This window comes from Bacteroides zhangwenhongii (assembly GCF_009193325.2).
Classification (GTDB): domain Bacteria; phylum Bacteroidota; class Bacteroidia; order Bacteroidales; family Bacteroidaceae; genus Bacteroides; species Bacteroides zhangwenhongii.
On record NZ_CP059856.1, the window covers coordinates 1,995,233 to 2,013,129 of the forward strand.

A 17,897-nucleotide genomic window follows, 5' to 3' on the forward strand; every position below is an offset into this window, starting at 1 on the left:
ATAAGTTTAGCTTTGTTTGTATGTAGTTTGTCTGAGTTGAATCGTTTCTGAAAAGGTAGTTTCCTGATGGTAGATATACTCAAGGAAACTGGTTGTAGAAGAAACGATTCGCTCAATTACAAACAAAATCGGTGACACTATGAAATAATAAAGACAACTCTACACACTAACAACAGACAAAGGTGTATATCAGTAAAAATTATCATACTGAAATACACCTTTGTCTGTTTTATTTCATCTACTACTATATTTTTTTACTCTTTAGATTAAAATTACCTACATATACTGAATTTAAGAAACAACTATGCCTAATATTAGGTATTGCCACATTTTTTAACCTCATCTAACTTTGCAGCCGATAAAATTATTAAAAAGATGAGAAAAATAACAGCAATCGTTATTCTTAGTCTCCTACCTTCTCTTACAATTCGAGCACAGGAGACAAAAGAAATTTCCAAAAGTAGTAATTCTTCTTCTACAGAAGAATATACAAAATTCCGTTTTGGAGGATACGGTGAAATGGTCGCTAATTTTAAAGATTATGGCATCAACCGTTTCTATGGAGGAAACGATGGTAATCCAAAGAAAAACAGGAATACCATTTCAATTCCCCGTTTCGTTTTAGCTTTTGATTATAAGTTCAATTCCAAATGGATACTCGGTGCAGAGATTGAGTTTGAATCTGGTGGAACAGGTACAGCTTTCGAATTAGAAAACACCGAAAACGGTGAATACGAAACAGAAGTTGAAAAAGGAGGTGAAGTAGCTATCGAACAATTTCACATCACACGTTTAATTCACCGCTCCCTCAATGTACGTGCCGGACATATTATTGTTCCGGTAGGATTGACTAACGCACACCATGAACCGATCAATTTCTTCGGAACTTCACGCCCGGAAGGTGAAACAAGCCTTTTGCCTTCTACCTGGCATGAAAATGGTCTGGAAATCTTTGGTTCTTTCGGAAAAGGGTATGCAAGCTTCGATTATCAAGCTATGGTGGTAGCAGGCCTGAATCCTAATGGATTCGATCGTAACACATGGGTAGGTAGTGGCAAACAGGGAATCTTTGAGGAAGACAACTTCACTTCTCCCGCGTATGTATTTCGTTTAGACTATAAAGGAGTTCCCAATTTACGTGTAGGTGCATCATTTTATTATTGTGCAGATGCAGGAGCCAACTCTGATAAAGAACAGACTTATGCAAGCTATGGAAAAATTCCGATAAGAATCTTCACCGCAGATGCACAGTATCGCAATAAATATGTAACGGCACGCGGTAATATCTTATATGGAAATTTGGGAAATTCATTAGGAGTAAGTCAGGCAAATGTCAAATTATCCAATAAATCGCCTTACAGCCGTCTGGCTCCGGTAGCGAAGAATGCCGTAAGTTATGCAGCAGAAGCCGGTATTAATATCCGCTCGGTCTTCGGAGGCAATAAAAAGATTCCGGTAATCTATCCATTTGCCCGCTATGAATACTACAACCCACAAGAGAAAGGGGAAAAAGGGCAAACGATGGAAAAACGTTGCCAAGTAAGTATGTGGACAGCGGGATTAAATTGGTACGCTTTGCCAAACTTAGTGATAAAAGCAGACTATGCAACCCGCCAGATTGGTACAAATAAAGTTTTTGGCGTATCAAAGTCATACAACAGTGAAAACGAATTTTCTATTGGAATTGCCTATATAGGATGGTTTATTAAGAAATAACAAATAATCAATTATTTAATTTTTATATGATGAAAACAAAATTCTTTTATGTCGCAGCCCTAATATTGGGATTAGCATTCACAACAACTTCTTGCAGCAGTGATGATGACAACCCAACAGTAGATCCTGCTAATATTGATTACACTCCTGAAAATGCATCAAGCTGGCATAACTACATGAGAAATGTAGCAGCACTTCTAAAAACAGATGCAACCAATCTCTACAACGCATGGAATTCAAGCTATAAAGGAGGTGAAAGCTATGCTTCCCTGTTCAAGGCTCATAGTGCCTCTCCTTACGCAAGCGCCTTGAGCTGTGTGGAAGAAATCGTGGATAAATGCGCGGAAATTGCCAATGAAGTCGGTACAGCCAAAATTGGTGACCCATACAACTTGTATAAAGCCGGAAATACTGAAGAAGCATTATATGCTGTGGAATCCTGGTACAGCTGGCATTCTCGTGATGACTATACCAATAACATTTATTCCATCCGGAATGCATATTACGGTTCTTTAGACGGTAATATAAATGCTAATTCTTTATCTACTGTTATCGCCGGTGCTAATTCATCATTAGATACCAAGATAAAGAATGCTATCCAAAAAGCGGCAAAAGCCATTCAGGATATTCCGCAACCTTTCCGTAATCATATTCCCAGTAACGAAACGGTAGCAGCTATGGATGCTTGTGCAGATCTGGAAAGTATACTGAAGAATGACTTAAAATCCTATATTGCAAATAATAGCAACAATATCAATACGGACGCAGTACTTAATCCTGTAGTAACACAATATGTAGATGCAGTAGTAGTGCCTACCTACAAAAGTTTGAAAGAAAAAAATGACGCTCTCTACAATGCAGTAATAGCCCTTGCAGACAATCCGTCAAATAGTGCTTTTGAAACAGCTTGTGATGCTTGGATCACAGCTCGTGAACCATGGGAAAAGAGCGAAGCTTTCTTATTCGGTCCGGTAGACGAAATGGGACTTGATCCTAACATGGACAGCTGGCCTTTGGATCAGAATGCTATTGTACAAATACTGAATTCTCAAAGTTGGAGTGATCTCGAATGGAGTGAAGGTGATGATGAAGCTGCTGTCGAATCGGCACAAAATGTACGCGGTTTCCACACATTGGAATTCCTTCTCTACAAAAACGGTGAACCACGTAAAGTACAATAAAGCTTTATCTTAGCTAAGATATTATTGAGAAGTAAAGGTTGGAATTCAATGATCCACCTTTACTTCTTTGGTATGTTTAAAACATATTATTGAAACAAAGTCAATAAACAATGAATCACTTTCTAAAATATTCATTCTCTTTCTTTTGCCTGTTGGCATGCTCTGCCTGTGATGATGACGGAATTGACATATTGGATATCGAGATTCCGGAGGGCTATGCTCTATCAGCCGGAACATCAACTATTTTCTTGAATTCGTCTGTTGCTTATGACACACCTGCAGATTGGATAACAGGAGCATACGATGTACGTTTCACCCGAGGTGACAGGCTATATGACGATGTACGTACAAGTAACAACGGTCATGGCGGCGGACTTGGCCCCGTTTATGCCGGTTATTCGTGCGGCAGTTGCCACCGGAATGCGGGACGTACTAAACCCTCTTTATGGACAGAGGGTGGATCGGGCAGCTATGGATTCTCTTCCATGCTAGTCTACATATCCCGTAAAAACGGAGCTTTCTTTCAAGATTATGGACGTGTGCTTCATGACCAGGCAATCTATGGAGTACAACCGGAAGGCAAACTGTCTGTGGAATACACTTACGAGACATTTTCCTTCCCTGATGGAGAAGCCTACACGCTTTGCAAACCCAATTATACTATATCTGAATGGTATGCCGAAGAAATCAAACCGGAAGATTTGTTTTGTACCGTACGTATTCCATTACGCCATGTAGGCATGGGGCAAATGATGGCACTAGATCCTGTTGAAATTGAAGCACTTGCAGCAAAAAGTAATTATCCCGAATATGGAATCAGCGGACGATGTAATTACATCACCGAACGCGGAGTGAGAAGTCTGGGATTGTCCGGCAACAAAGCTCAACATGCCGATTTAACTGTAGAATTGGGATTCTCCAGTGATATGGGCGTTACCAACAGCCGCTATCCGGAAGAAATCTGTGAAGGACAAATACAAGTAAACCAAGGTAGCATGATGGGGCTTTCTTACGACCAACTGGATGTCAGCACAGAAGAGATGGAAAACGTAGATCTCTATATGCAAAGTCTTGGTGTTCCCGCCCGGCGTAATGTAAACGACCCGCAAGTAATCAAAGGGGAACAGAACTTCTATAAAGCCAAATGTCATCTCTGTCATGTGACCACTTTACACACTAAAACACGTGGTAGTGTTTTATTAAATAATACTCAACTCCCGTGGTTAGGCGGTCAAACGATTCACCCTTATTCTGATTATCTATTACATGATATGGGTTCTGAAATTATGGGAGTCGGACTGAACGACAACTATGTAAGCGGGCTGGCACGTGGAAACGAATGGCGTACTACCCCTCTTTGGGGAATCGGCTTACAAGAAAAGGTCAACGGACATACTTATTTCTTGCATGACGGACGTGCCCGCAATCTGACAGAAGCCATCATGTGGCATGGCGGAGAAGGAGAAGCATCAAAGAACTTATTTAAGAATATGAGTAAGGAAGACCGGGATGCGCTGATTGCATTTTTAAATTCACTTTAAACTAAAAGTAGTATATATAAAGTAATTATGAAGAGATTTATAATCATTGCCATGCTGACTGCCATAATGCCTTTGGCCGCTATGGCACAACATGAAGAAGATACAGAAAATGGTGTAGTATCATTAGCTGGAAGAGAAGGATTCACTATCGAAACCAAGAAAGGAGATTTTGTATTCAAACCTTATCTGCTCGTACAGACCAGTGCAAACTTCAATTGGTACGACGATGAAGGACTGGATAAAGCATACAATCAAGATAACATAGCCAACTCCGGATTTTCAGTTCCTTACGCCGTACTCGGATTCACCGGAAAGGCTTTCGATAAAGTATCTTTCAACCTTTCCATAAATGCGGCAGCCAGCGGAGGCGCATTACTTCAACAAGCCTGGTTTGATGTTCAACTGAAAAAGCAGTTTGCCATCCGGGTCGGTAAATTCAAAACTCCGTTTTCACATGCCTACCTGACAACACTGGGAGAAACATTGTTACCTAGTTTGCCAGTATCACTGACTGCTCCCGTTATCCTCCCCTATTCTTTGAATGCGGTAACACCCAATATTGGCACCGGATTCGATTTAGGTGTAGAGATTCACGGTTTGGTAGCTGATAAATTCGGGTATGAAATCGGTTTATTCAACGGTACGGGTGCAGCGGTAAATACAGCAACAAAAACATTTAGTGATGACTGGCACATTCCGTCTTTACTGTACGCCGGACGTTTCACCTATATGCCTAAAGGAGTGATGCCCGCTACACAGGGAAATCCGAACAGGCTGAATGAAGACAAAATTATGTTTGGTATTTCTACCTCTATCAATGTAGAAAGTGAAAATGAAAGTACCAATGATTATCGTGCCGGATTGGAGTTTGCAATGCTAAAGAACAAACTTTACCTGGGTGCTGAAGTCTATTATATGAATGTTGGCTTCACAAAAAGACAAAAGATTTCCGAGTCATATAATTACTTGGGCGGCTATGTACAAGGTGGTTACTTCGTTGCCCCCCGTCTGCAAGCAGCTGCACGCTATGATTTCTTCAACCGTAACGGAATGGACACCAATGGTTTTCTAAATATGCCAGCCGTGGGTATGAACTATTTTTTCAAGAACTGTAATCTGAAGTTACAAGCGATGTACCAGTATATTGCCCGTAAAGGTCATGATACCCAACTTGATCGGGATAACGACGATTTAGGTTTGGCAGTACATTCGGCCAGTATTCTACTTCAGTATACATTCTAAATAGCACAAGAAAGGATTTGTTTATGAAAAAATACATTCTTTTCGGGGGTTGTCTACTGTTATTGGCATACATCACATCATGCGATGACGGACGTATTTACGAAAAGACAGAGACCCTATCAGAAGAAGGACGCACGCTGAAGATGAGCGGTAAGATCAATGGTATCAGTAAATGGCCCGATGGTTATAGTGTTGTAGTGGCAGGCTTCAGTGATGAGAGCGAGTATGCCGTTGTCACCAAAACAATTCCGGCGGTCGAAGATGATGAGATCCAGGTTACGATGACAGGAGTCAGTGATAAAGTAACCACTATTGAATTGTGCGTTATTAATAAATTGAGAAAACGAGTTATCAGTTTTCAGTCAATGGACGACCTTACAGCAGTTGACGACACCATCCTTATGGATGTGGGAACTGTAAATGTAGGTATGTACCATGGCATTCAAGAAAAAGTATTTAATACGACATGCGCACACTGTCATGGTGGAGGTAGTTCGGCAGCAGCCAACCTGTATCTGACAGAAGGCAAAAGTTACGAGGCACTGGTCAACCGCCCGTCGAAGAAAGTAGATGGCATGTTACTCGTCAAGCCGGGCAGTGCGCAAGAAAGCGTATTGCACACATTATTGAACACCACTATTAGTTCAACCTGGGGATACGATCACTCAAAAGAAATAGTATCATCCCCGATTTTGACCCTTATTGACGACTGGATCAATAACGGTGCGCAAGAATAAATAGTTATTTACCCAACTGATATGAACAACAAAAAACAACAGAATATTAAGTCTGAAAAGACGCTAACAGAGATTTTTAAATATAATGCAGGAGGAGAAGCTTCAGAGTATCATATTATCATTCATTCTACTAAACCGGAAGATACATACGAAGAACAGCTGAATGCAGTATTAAACACCTACGACTATTTACTTACCCAAGAATTGAAAGGAGCAGTTGCCATCCTCAAACGTTATTTCCTTAGTGACGCTGCCAATCAGGCAGATACACTACTGGCATTGACAACCGAAGGTTCGGACTGCGCACTTTCCATTGTGGAACAGCCCCCGCTGGACGGAACAAAAATTGCCTTATGGGTTTACCTGTTGACAGATGTACAGACACAAGTCTTACATAACGGGCTTTTTGAGGTGAAACACAGTGCCTATCGCCACTTCTGGGGCGGTAGTGCATTCAATCGTGCCGCCAATTCGGAATACCAGACCCGTCTATTATTGAACGACTATGTGATGCAACTCATGGAACAAAGTTGTAAACTGGCAGACAATTGTATCCGCACATGGTTTTTCGTGCAAAATGTAGATGTGAATTATGCCGGAGTAGTGAAAGCACGTAATGAAGTTTTCGTCACCCAAAACCTGACAGAAAAAACACATTATATTTCCAGCACAGGCATCGACGGCCGGCATGCCGACCCGAAAGTACTAGTACAAATGGATACTTACGCCGTAGCAGGACTGCAACCGGAACAGATTCATTTCCTCTATGCTCCTACCCATCTGAACCCAACTTATGAATATGGAGTAAGCTTTGAACGTGGCACGTATGTAGATTATGGAGACCGCCGACAGGTATTTATTTCAGGAACGGCAAGTATCAACAACAAAGGCGAAGTGGTATATCCCGGCAACATCCGCAAACAGACAGAACGAATGTGGGAGAATGTGGAAACCCTGCTGAAAGAAGCGGACTGCACGTTTGAAGATTTGGGACAAATAATTGTATATCTGCGTGACATAGCCGACTATACAGTTGTTAAAGCAATGTATGACAAACGTTTCCCACATACTCCCAAAGTATTTGTTCATGCTCCGGTATGCCGTCCCGGATGGTTGATTGAGATGGAATGTATGGGAGTGAAAGAATGTAAGAACAAGGAATACGCTCCATTTTAATATCATAAAAGATTATACAGTTGAAAAGGTTACTTATTATCTTATATATCTGTCTGGTGGGACTACTCGCTGTGACTACTTTCGTAGAACAAGCGTATGGGACAGATTTTGTAGAAAGAAATATATATCATACATGCTGTTTTTGTTGTTTGTGGGGAATAATTGCCACCATTGCACTTGTTGCTCTCATCCGACGCGCTTTATGGCGACGGTTCCCCATATTGTTGTTTCATGGCTCCCTCCTCGTTATCTTGGTGGGGGCCATGATTACGTTTATCGGAAGCAAAAAAGGATACGTACACTTGCTTCCGGGGGCAACGATAGACAGTTTCCAGGAATCGGAAAGCGGCAGAAAAGCTGATCTGCCATTCACAATACAACTAGATAGTTTCCGTATAGCATACTATCCCGGAACAGAAGCACCGGCAGACTACATCAGCTATATCACCTACTCTCTTCCCGGACAGAAAAATGTTCTATTACACGAACAGATTTCAATGAATCGTATATTTACATCACAAGGTTTCCGTTTCTATCAGTCATCTTTCGATGATGACGGAAAAGGGAGCTGGCTGACTGTCAATTATGATCCATGGGGAACAGGAGTGACTTATGCGGGATATATCCTGCTCGGTCTCTCCATGATTTGGCTACTATTTTCCCGCAGTAGTGATTTCCGACGCCTGCTAAACCACCCGCTACTTAAAAAAGGAGGTGTATTTATACTGTTTATTTTCTGCCTTGCAGGTAACATGCAAGCACAAAAAAAACTCCTTCCTGCATTGAAACGAACACAAGCGGACAGTTTAGCACAGGAACAGGTTATTTATCACGACCGGGTAGTACCTTTCAACACATTAGCCCGTGATTTCATTCAGAAACTGACAGGAGAAGCTTCATATAAAGGATTGACACCTGAACAAGTGATAGGTGGCTGGTTACTTTATCCGGAAGTGTGGAGAAATGAGCCATTGATATACATCAAAAATACAGAATTACAGCATTTATTAAACTTACAAACACCTTATGCTCGATTAACTGATTTATTTGACGGTTCTGTTTATCGTCTCCGTGAACATTGGCAACGTGAACAAGGACAACAAAGCAAACTCGCCAAAGCAATCCAGGAAACAGATGAAAAAGTAGGCCTGATCCTGATGTTGGAAAAAGGAACATTCATCCATCCATTACCCACTGATGGCAGCGTGCAACCTCTCTCCGAACTGGAAGTGAAAGCAGAATTACTCTACAACCGGATTCCGTTCAGCAAGATTCTTTTTATGATAAATCTGTCATTGGGAGTGTTGTCTTTCCTACTTCTACTTCATAACAGCCTGCAAAGAAATACCCTCTCGCCCAAAGCCAAAACGATTTCCCGCATGGCAGGAACTTTCTTTTCTGTTGCACTCTATCTTGCTTTCATATTCCATTTAGCAGGATATTGCCTGCGCTGGTACATTGGCGGTCGTATTCCACTTAGCAACGGTTACGAAACCATGCAGTTTATGGCTCTTTGTATTCTTTTGATAGCTTGTCTGCTCCATCGAAGATTCTCATTTATACTTCCATTCGGATTCCTCCTCTCCGGCTTTGCTTTGTTGGTCTCCTATCTGGGACAAATGAATCCCCAGATAACCCCATTAATGCCGGTGCTCGTCTCTCCATGGCTAAGTATTCATGTTTCATTGATTATGATGTCTTATGCCCTATTGGCATTCATCATGCTAAACGGAATACTGGCATTATGCCTCCGGAAAAAAGAATCGGAAAACAATGTCTCCGGAAACGACGCTATACAAGACAACCGGATAGAACAGTTGACGCTAGTCAGCCGCTTGCTGCTCTACCCTGCCACCTTCTTTTTAGGAGCAGGCATCTTTCTGGGAGCAGTTTGGGCAAACGTTTCCTGGGGACGATACTGGGCGTGGGACCCGAAAGAAGTATGGGCACTGATTACTTTTCTGGTATATGGAGTAGCCTTCCATTCACAAAGTCTGCGCATTTTCCGCAAGCCCCTATTCTTCCATATCTATATGATTCTTGCTTTCCTGACCGTCTTAATGACCTATTTCGGGGTGAATTATGTTCTTGGAGGGATGCATAGTTATGCAAACGCCTGAACCACTATATATAGCTAGTAATTGATAGAAGAATACCCAATTTAGGGGATTGCGGGAAAAGCGGAAAGCCCCTATCTTTGCAGTATCAGAATTAAATTAATTAGTCATAATTATATTACGTAGCCACATTAAAAATACATAGAAATCGGCCGAAGTGATTCACCCGCATTTCTTTTATTTGGTTGTTAAGTTGAAAAAACCATATAATGTATTCATTTTGGAATATGAATAGATGACATATTCTAAAAGAGGCAAGGACGTCCGGCTTGTGAAAGCCGGACGTTTTTTTATATCAGTAAGAGAATAAAGTGAGAGAGCTCATGCATTCATGAGCTCTTTCCAACCAGCCGTTTCAAAAGCGATATACTCCGCTATAAACTTCTCCATCTCTTCTTTCTTCACAGGATGCAACACCAGCTCTTCAAGCAGGGCAAACAACCATACCGTATTCAGGTGAATAAAGAAGTTAGTTATTGCTATATTGATATGCGGATATTTCTGCTTCATCCCTTGAAAAAAAACAGAAATCGTACGCGTCATCAAATCTGTATATTCAGAACGGAAGTTCTCCAAAACAGAACCTTGTGCCTGAAAAAGCAGCAACCGCAAACGGTCACGATGTTCAGAGACCAATCTGATATATTCCCGTACAGACATTTTCTGATAATCCGAATCCATAAAGACGTCTATCGTCATCTGATCTGCATCGTGATTATAAATCATAGCATACAGATCATTCAATACCGGTTTCAGAATCGTACGGAATATCTCATCCTTATTGGTGAAATAATGATAGATATTACTCACCGTCACCCCTGCCCTCGAAGCTATTTCACGCATAGAGGCATCCTTGTATCCCTTTTCCAGAAACACTTCTTCGGCTGCCTTCAAGATTCCCTCTTGTATATCTCCTTTCAAAAATTGCATAGTATCGTTGCTATTTATCCATTCATATTTGTAACCTGTCTGTTCACCATCCGGGCAAATATACCATTTTTCTTTTTCAATTCCTCCGGTGTTCCCATTTCAGCAACACTTCCATTCTCCAATACTACAATTTTGTCGGCATTGGCAACGGTTCGCATACGGTGCGCAATAATCAGCACCGTTTTGTTACGTACCAATTCAGATATACCTGCCTGTATCTTGGTTTCATTCTCAACATCAAGCGAAGCCGTAGCCTCATCCAACAGAACGATCGGAGCATCCTTCAACAAAGCGCGGGCAATGGAAATACGCTGACGCTCACCGCCGGATAATGTTTCTCCATTCTCACCGATAATCGTCTGGTATCCCTGCGGCATTTTAGTGACAAACTCATCACATTGTGCCAAGCGGGCAACTCTCCGGACTTCCTCATCCGTAGCATCCCGTTTGCCAATACGGATATTATCCATAATGGAAGCATTGAAAAGAACTACATCCTGAAAGACAACGGAATAGTTTTTCAACAAAGTTTCAGGATCAATCCGACTGATATCCTGCCCGCCGAGGGTAATCTTTCCCGACTGGATATCCCAGAAACGTGCCGCCAACCTGGCCGCCGTACTCTTGCCACTACCCGAAGGACCAACCAAAGCCGTTTTTTCACCTTGCCGGGCAATAAAAGACAAGTTATTCAGAATTTGTTTTCCCTGCTCATAAGCAAAGTCTACCTGTCTGAATTCGATATCATAACCTTGAGGAGTGAATTCGGTAGTCCCGTTTTGTACCGGCAATGCTTCCATCTCATTCATTCTATTGATACGCACATCCAAATAGAACAAAGCGGCAATATTATTCATCACCTCACTGACCGGAGCATACACACGCGACCCGATAACCATAAATATAAGATAGGTAAACAAATCAACCGTACCCGAAGCCAAGAGATTGGCACCAACGATAATAACGCTTGCCAGTCCGAGTTTCAATACACTTTGGGAACCGTTTACCAACATGCCGAGCACCAGTTCATTACGAGTCAATACCTTTTCATAGGTATCAATGCTCGCATCCAGTTTTTCCAGATAGTCTCTCTCCTGATTGTAGGATTTTATCTCCTGAATGGTATCGAGTCCTTCCTGGATATGCTCGGTCACCATCCGTTTGTTCAGATAATTACTTTCATTGCTTTTCTGTATTTCCTTCTTCGAGAAAAGAAGAATTGCGGCGGCAAGCGGCACTACCCAGAACAAAGCAATCGTCAACTGCCAGTTATAAAATGCCATGCCGACGGTAATAAACAGGATGCTGATAATGGAAGCAAACAACTGGGGAACCGCATGCGAGAAAGTATGCTCGAGATCAGTGCAGTCATCCATAATCGTGGCGGTGAGGTCGGAAAGATTCTTTTCGCCAAAGAAAGCCAGAGGCAACTTGCGAAGTTTTTCCGCCAATGAGATACGCCGGTTTGCACTCTCATCATAAACGGTGGTATAGGTACTACGATATTGCAATACCGCAAATATATACATGACTATCATAAAGACAATACCGAGTATGCTATAATAGAGAATACCATGCGTCACCGAAGCCGAAGGCTGAAACACAGGACGAAGATATTCCTCAAGAAAGAGAAAAACAAATACCGCCGGCAACATCAATACAATATCGAGCAGTGTAGTGAAAAACACACCTTTACAGAAATCTTTCGCTCCTTTAGTTGAAAGGGCAAAACGTCTTTTTATTACTTCAATCATTAGAAACCTCCTTTCCTATTGTCCAGCGAACGGATTGCTGGTATTCATTCCACATACGATAATAGATGCCTTGTTTTCCAAGCAGGTTGGCATGTGTACCTTGTTCCGCAATCTTCCCCTTGTCAATGACGAGGATATTGTCGGCATCAGTGATGCTTGAAAGACGATGAGCAATCATCAATACGGTTTTTCCTTTTGTCAGTTCTTTCAAGGCTTGCTGGATGAGATGCTCATTTTCGGGGTCGGCAAAAGCAGTCGCCTCATCCAGTACAATGATGGGAGCATTTTTCAGGATTGCACGTGCCAATACGATCCGTTGCTGTTCCCCGCCGGAGAGATATGTTCCCTCCGTACCAATCTTCGTATTCAGTCCGAGCGGAAGTTTATTGATAATTTCCCGGCATTGTGCCATATCTACTGCCCGTTCCACTTCCTCCATTGTCGCGTCGGGATTACCATATTTGATATTTTCGAGCAGAGAAGTCTTGAACAGCTTTGTATTCTGGAACACGAAAGAAATATATTTCATCAGTTCTTCGGGAGCGATTTCTCTTACATTGATGCCACCTATTAAAACTTTCCCTTCCGTTGCCTCCCAGAAACGGGGAACTAGACGGGCAATCGTTGTTTTCCCTCCGCCCGAAGCTCCGACAAGAGCTACTGTGTTTCCTTGCGGAATAGTGAAACTAACATCATCCACCGCCTTTTGATTAGCTCCCGGATAGCTGAAGGAAACTTTTTCGAACTGAATACTGAATTCCTTTACCGGTTGTGGATGCTCTACAACAGTCAGGTGCTCATAAGCAACCAGATTCTCAAGACGTCCGATAGCTTCACTCGCCTGCCCCAAAGCCTGATTGAGATACATACTCTTCATGATACTTTGGGAGAATACAGGAGTAATGAGAACAAACAGGAAGAAATTAAGTAATACCGATGCATAATTACCTGAATAACCGATCAGCAAAATAGCCAACGGAGCAAGGAAAAACACAAAACCATTGATTATTACGGTATAGAGCGACATCGGCTTCTCCCACATTCGTGTATAGCCGAATACCATTTTATTATAATTCATGATACAGCGATGAAAGTTCTTGAAAGAGTAAATAGTCTGCTGGAAAACCTTCACTACGGGAATTCCTCTCACATACTCTACAGCTTCGGTATTCATTTCCTCCAGAGAGGTCATGTAGCTTTTCATAAACTGCCGTCCCTCCGCATTCATCATAAACCCCATAACCAGCATGGCAATAATTACAGGGACGATACATGCCAGACCAAGTATCCAATCGAACACAAAAATCAGTATGGCAGCTACCAACGGCACTAGAAAAGTAGCCGCAAGATCAGGCAACTGATGTGCCAGAAAACTATGGGTAACCCCTGCATTGTCATCTATAATCTTGCGAATACGTCCGCTCGTATTAATGTCAAAGAAGCCGAGAGGCATACGCACTATCTGGCGCATGGCTTCTTTGCGCAAATTCGATTCAACCCGAAAAGCTGCAAGATGCGAAGACATCAATGCGGCAAAATAAAGGACGATGCTCGCCACGGCCATGCCTGCCGCCCACCAGGCATACGTCACCACATTACCGGAAGAGGTTATCTCTCCGTGTTCAAGCAGTTCTCTCACAATCAGCCAAATAAGGATATAAGGCAACATGCCCGCCAGGGCACTTAGGGCAGACAGCAGCATTGCCGCAGGCAAAAGCACTTTCCGTTTACCCATGTAGTTCTGAAGTTTTTTCAATGTACTCATAACGTACGTTCAATCTATATTAAGTTCGACAATCATTTAACTTATCGCTTGTTTTCAAAAAAAGAACAATATTCGAAATCGTTCAAAAAAAAAGAGAGCTTATATTTCTATAAGCTCTCTTCATCCCATTCAATCCGGTGCATGTGCACCTTTGATATATGATTAATCTCGACTCGTCTCTCACTGATTCGCATAAGTTTTCAATTATTTTCTGCAAAGGTACGGCTCGCCGGCAAGACGGACAATACCTAAAAATAATGAAATTTGCTATTCAAGCTATAACGAATAAGTAATGATTGAAACAACAGAATAGTTATTCATGTTTCAGCCACGTATTTGGCAATACTTCTTTTTCACCTTTTTCATTCACCAGTTCCATCTGCAATACGCCTCCGTTACAATCGAAGTAACGCACCTCTATCGGATGAAGCCCGGCTTTCAAAGCCTTCTGCACAATAATCTCTACCGGCGAATGTGCTCCATCATTATCTCCCAACAATTCACCGTCAAGCATTAATGTGCTACCGTCGTCCGAGAGAAGGGCAAATGTATAGATACCATCGGCAGGAACTTCCAGATAGCCGGTCAATACCAGACCGATATTTCCTTTCACCTCTTCGGGAATGGATACCGATTCCACCACATACTCCCCTTTGACAGGAGCTGCATCCATATCCGCACAAAGATTACCACGGAAATCGTGCCATACTGCTTTCAAGCCGGGCTGCAAAGCAGCCGGAGCAGTCACCGCCTCCGCATAAGGAGCCTTTACATACTTGGTACGCACCACATCCGAAGGAGAACCATCCGGACGGAAAGTGCGGAAAGCGAAATCCGTAGTCTTCCCAACTTCCAAAGCACCGTTATAAAGAGCTGATTCTTTGGTAGGCATACTGCCGTCCGTCGTATACCGTATTTCAGTACCGGGTAACGGGCAAGTCAATTCCACAGTTGTTTCATCAATAAATGCATTCACTTTATAGAATCCCTGCAAGTCAGGCACCCTATAATTTACCCTCATCACATCCATCCGCTTAAATTGCGGAACAAGCTGACGATAGAATTCTTCGAGACCCGGTTTAGCTGTCGGCTCCGCCCAAGCTATTTCACTCAACGCTATCATACGGGGAACAATCAAATATTCAATGCGCTTCATTGTCGGAATCCATTCAGCCCAGAGATTCGCCTGCACACCCCAGATATATTTCTTCTGTTCCGGCGATAACCGCTCGTCTGCACACGGATCATACGCAAGTATTTTCTTTACTGAATTCTGATCCTGCGCATAATCGAAATAGAAATATTCATTCGGACAAGCAATCACTTTCTGCTTTTGTGCAGTTGCTGTAGGCAATGCATCTTTCGCCCAACTTCTCCACCAGGTAATGGCAGCATCGGAAGATAATCCGTCGGATACCACTTCATCCCAGCCTATGAGTTTCTTTCCATTGGCAAGGAAGAATTTCTCCATGTCACGTACAAACCATGCCTGAAGTTCTTCTACCGAACCCAGTTTCTCCGTACGAATCCGTTTCTGACAAAGAGGACATTTCTTCCAGTTGGCTTTTTCCACTTCATCACCACCCATGTGCACATATTCATAAGGGAAAAGTTCAAAAACTTCTTTGAACACATTCTGACAGAACTCCAGCGTTGTATCTTTGCCCGGACAGATAGGAGAAGAGAAAGTTTCCCCCCACCCGATTAATCCGTCGCACGCCAATTCCGGATATTGACCGATAGCTGCCAGGAAATGTCCCGGCATATCAATCTCGGGAATGACATCAATGCCTCTTTGCGTAGCATAGGCTACTATTTCTTTTATATCATCATGAGTGTAATAACCTCCATACAGCGTATCTCCTTCCACAATGCGTATCTTATCTTCCGGAATCAGGAAATCGGTATTATCTTCTTCTTTCGCACGTGCCATACAGGTACGATCCTGCGTATTGAATTTACGCCAGGCCCCTTTTTCTGTAAGCAACGGGTACTTCTCGATCTCTATACGCCAACCCTGATCGTCGGACAGATGCCAGTGGAACTTATTAAGTTTATACAAAGACATCAGATCTAATACATGCTTCACTTCTTTTTTATTCCAGAAATGGCGGGAAGCATCCAACATAAATCCACGCCATTCAAACCGTGGCGCATCTTCTATTTGCACGACAGGGATAGAATAATTCTGTTTCTCTCCCTGCACTTCTATCGTTGCAGGAAGCAACTGGCGAATAGTAGTAATAGCAGAAATAATACCCGAATAGTCAGTTGCCTCTACCCGAATATACTCCGGCGTAGACTCAAGTTTATAAGAGCCGGGCTTTCCAACAGTATCCTTCAACTGAAAATACATATCTACCTGACTCTTATCGGTAGTGACTTCAACAGAAGACGATACGACATTCCGAAGAATTTCCTGCAGGTATCCGGTAGCCGGAAACAACGACTGATCGGAAACTCCGATCTTCATGCCATCTTTTAAAACAAACGAGCCCGACTGCTCGGTCAGACTAACGGGGGTAGGCAGGATTGCAGTTTCTTGCTTGACGGTAGACGTACAAGAAGAAAAGACACAAGCTGACACAATGAGTAAAGAGCTACTTAATTTTTTGAACATGCGGTTAACTATTTAATAAATGATTTGTCCTGTTTTTAATTGACCATCTATATATAATACAACTAAAACGCATAAACTACTAAAAGGCGGAAAAAGTTTTTCGCGACTTCATGTCACAAACTCCTATTAATGTTTATCTTTGCTCCCCAATCCATTACAAAACAATTATAAAGGGTCACTTCAATGTCAAGAGAGAAAATACTAATCAAAACCTCATGGATCAGCACAATCGGCAATGCAATCCTGTCCGTATCCAAAATCATAATCGGTTTATTTGCCGGTAGTTTAGCGGTAGTCGGCGACGGTATCGACTCGGCAACCGACGTCCTCATCTCTATCGTTATGATTTTTACGGCAAGAGTGATGAATCGTCCGCCTTCAAAGAAATATGTGTTCGGTTATGAGAAAGCGGAAGGGATCGCGACTAAAATCTTGTCACTTGTGATATTCTATGCTGGTATGCAGATGTTGGTATCATCCATCCAAAACATCTTTTGCGATGAAATGAAAGAGATACCGTCAGCCATCGCTATCTATGTGACTATATTCTCTATTATCGGTAAGCTACTATTAGCTTCATATCAATACAAGCAAGGAAAGAAAATAGACAGCTCCATGCTGACGGCAAATGCGATTAATATGCGTAATGATGTCATTATTTCGGCAGGAGTTTTATTAGGATTACTGTTTACTTTCCTACTTAAGTTACCCATACTCGACTCAATAACAGGATTGATAATCAGTCTCTTTATCATCAAATCTTCCATCGGTATTTTCATGGACTCAAATGTAGAGCTTATGGATGGTGTAAAAGATGTCAATGTATACAATAAGATATTCGAAGCCGTCGAGAAAGTGCCGGGCGCAAGCAATCCGCATCGGGTCAGATCACGAATGATAGGAAACCGGTATATCATCACTCTCGACATTGAAGTGAATCCTCATATAACCATCACACAGGCACACGAAATTGCCGGAGCCGTAGAAAAAAGCATAGAAGACTCCATAGACAATGTATATGATATTTTAGTACACGTAGAGCCTGCCGGAGAATGTCAGACAGATGAGAAATTCGGAGTGAACAAGGGTATGGTCTGATTGGTATATAGATATATTAT

At 42.2% G+C, this 17,897-nt stretch carries 12 protein-coding genes; 8 read left to right on the forward strand and 4 right to left on the reverse strand.

What is annotated here, in order from left to right; translation table 11 throughout:
* Positions 1-375 precede the first annotated feature (375 nt).
* The 7 genes from GD630_RS08060 (at position 376) to ccsA (ending at position 9,713) form a co-directional block, all read left to right on the forward strand.
* Positions 376-1,716 (forward strand): hypothetical protein, encoded by a 1,341-nt coding sequence (locus GD630_RS08060; RefSeq protein WP_008999703.1) that lies wholly within the window; start codon positions 376-378, stop codon positions 1,714-1,716.
* 26 nt (positions 1,717-1,742) lie between these two features.
* A complete protein-coding gene (locus GD630_RS08065) occupies positions 1,743-2,897 on the forward strand; it encodes an imelysin family protein (protein WP_143866890.1) in 1,155 nt (384 codons plus the stop codon).
* A 110-nt stretch (positions 2,898-3,007) separates the two neighbouring features.
* Positions 3,008-4,438 (forward strand): di-heme oxidoredictase family protein, encoded by a 1,431-nt coding sequence (locus tag GD630_RS08070; RefSeq protein WP_004303731.1) that lies wholly within the window; start codon positions 3,008-3,010, stop codon positions 4,436-4,438.
* A 27-nt stretch (positions 4,439-4,465) separates the two neighbouring features.
* Positions 4,466-5,680 (forward strand): porin, encoded by a 1,215-nt coding sequence (locus GD630_RS08075; RefSeq protein ID WP_004303732.1) that lies wholly within the window; start codon positions 4,466-4,468, stop codon positions 5,678-5,680.
* 23 nt (positions 5,681-5,703) lie between these two features.
* A complete protein-coding gene (locus tag GD630_RS08080; protein WP_117935773.1) occupies positions 5,704-6,417 on the forward strand; it encodes a hypothetical protein in 714 nt (237 codons plus the stop codon).
* Between the two features lie 21 nt (positions 6,418-6,438).
* Positions 6,439-7,593, forward strand: coding sequence for a Rid family hydrolase (locus tag GD630_RS08085; protein ID WP_143866891.1), 1,155 nt, complete (start codon positions 6,439-6,441; stop codon positions 7,591-7,593).
* Between the two features lie 20 nt (positions 7,594-7,613).
* Complete coding sequence (gene ccsA, locus GD630_RS08090; RefSeq protein ID WP_143866893.1) at positions 7,614-9,713, forward strand: cytochrome c biogenesis protein CcsA; 2,100 nt, start codon at positions 7,614-7,616, stop codon at positions 9,711-9,713.
* 318 nt (positions 9,714-10,031) lie between these two features.
* Here the strand turns inward: ccsA and GD630_RS08095 are convergent, their stop codons facing one another.
* From GD630_RS08095 to GD630_RS08110, 4 genes are all read right to left on the reverse strand, one after another.
* Positions 10,032-10,640 (reverse strand): TetR/AcrR family transcriptional regulator, encoded by a 609-nt coding sequence (locus tag GD630_RS08095; RefSeq protein ID WP_004300131.1) that lies wholly within the window; start codon positions 10,638-10,640, stop codon positions 10,032-10,034.
* A gap of 14 nt (positions 10,641-10,654) precedes the next feature.
* Positions 10,655-12,394, reverse strand: a complete 1,740-nt coding sequence (locus GD630_RS08100; RefSeq protein ID WP_143866895.1) for an ABC transporter ATP-binding protein — start codon at positions 12,392-12,394, stop codon at positions 10,655-10,657.
* Positions 12,387-14,159 (reverse strand): ABC transporter ATP-binding protein, encoded by a 1,773-nt coding sequence (locus GD630_RS08105; protein ID WP_143866897.1) that lies wholly within the window; start codon positions 14,157-14,159, stop codon positions 12,387-12,389. Before GD630_RS08105 ends, GD630_RS08100 begins: the two co-directional genes overlap by 8 nt.
* Before the next feature lie 313 nt (positions 14,160-14,472).
* Positions 14,473-16,779, reverse strand: a complete 2,307-nt coding sequence (locus GD630_RS08110) for a family 20 glycosylhydrolase (RefSeq protein WP_143866899.1) — start codon at positions 16,777-16,779, stop codon at positions 14,473-14,475.
* A gap of 183 nt (positions 16,780-16,962) precedes the next feature.
* Here GD630_RS08110 and GD630_RS08115 point away from each other — a divergent pair, with 183 nt between their 5' ends.
* Positions 16,963-17,877, forward strand: a complete 915-nt coding sequence (locus GD630_RS08115; protein WP_143866901.1) for a cation diffusion facilitator family transporter — start codon at positions 16,963-16,965, stop codon at positions 17,875-17,877.
* Positions 17,878-17,897 lie beyond the last annotated feature (20 nt).

What these genes read in the sequence shown, in the direction of transcription:
- GD630_RS08060 (WP_008999703.1), top strand. Translation starts at nt 376, where the DNA reads ATGAGAAAAATAACAGCAATCGTTATTCTTAGTCTCCTACCTTCTCTT.
- GD630_RS08065 (WP_143866890.1), top strand. Translation starts at nt 1,743, where the DNA reads ATGATGAAAACAAAATTCTTTTATGTCGCAGCCCTAATATTGGGATTA.
- GD630_RS08070 (WP_004303731.1), top strand. Translation starts at nt 3,008, where the DNA reads ATGAATCACTTTCTAAAATATTCATTCTCTTTCTTTTGCCTGTTGGCA.
- GD630_RS08075 (WP_004303732.1), top strand. Translation starts at nt 4,466, where the DNA reads ATGAAGAGATTTATAATCATTGCCATGCTGACTGCCATAATGCCTTTG.
- GD630_RS08080 (WP_117935773.1), top strand. Translation starts at nt 5,704, where the DNA reads ATGAAAAAATACATTCTTTTCGGGGGTTGTCTACTGTTATTGGCATAC.
- GD630_RS08085 (WP_143866891.1), top strand. Translation starts at nt 6,439, where the DNA reads ATGAACAACAAAAAACAACAGAATATTAAGTCTGAAAAGACGCTAACA.
- GD630_RS08095 (WP_004300131.1), bottom strand. Translation starts at nt 10,640, where the DNA reads ATGCAATTTTTGAAAGGAGATATACAAGAGGGAATCTTGAAGGCAGCC.
- GD630_RS08100 (WP_143866895.1), bottom strand. Translation starts at nt 12,394, where the DNA reads ATGATTGAAGTAATAAAAAGACGTTTTGCCCTTTCAACTAAAGGAGCG.
- GD630_RS08105 (WP_143866897.1), bottom strand. Translation starts at nt 14,159, where the DNA reads ATGAGTACATTGAAAAAACTTCAGAACTACATGGGTAAACGGAAAGTG.
- GD630_RS08110 (WP_143866899.1), bottom strand. Translation starts at nt 16,779, where the DNA reads ATGTTCAAAAAATTAAGTAGCTCTTTACTCATTGTGTCAGCTTGTGTC.
- GD630_RS08115 (WP_143866901.1), top strand. Translation starts at nt 16,963, where the DNA reads ATGTCAAGAGAGAAAATACTAATCAAAACCTCATGGATCAGCACAATC.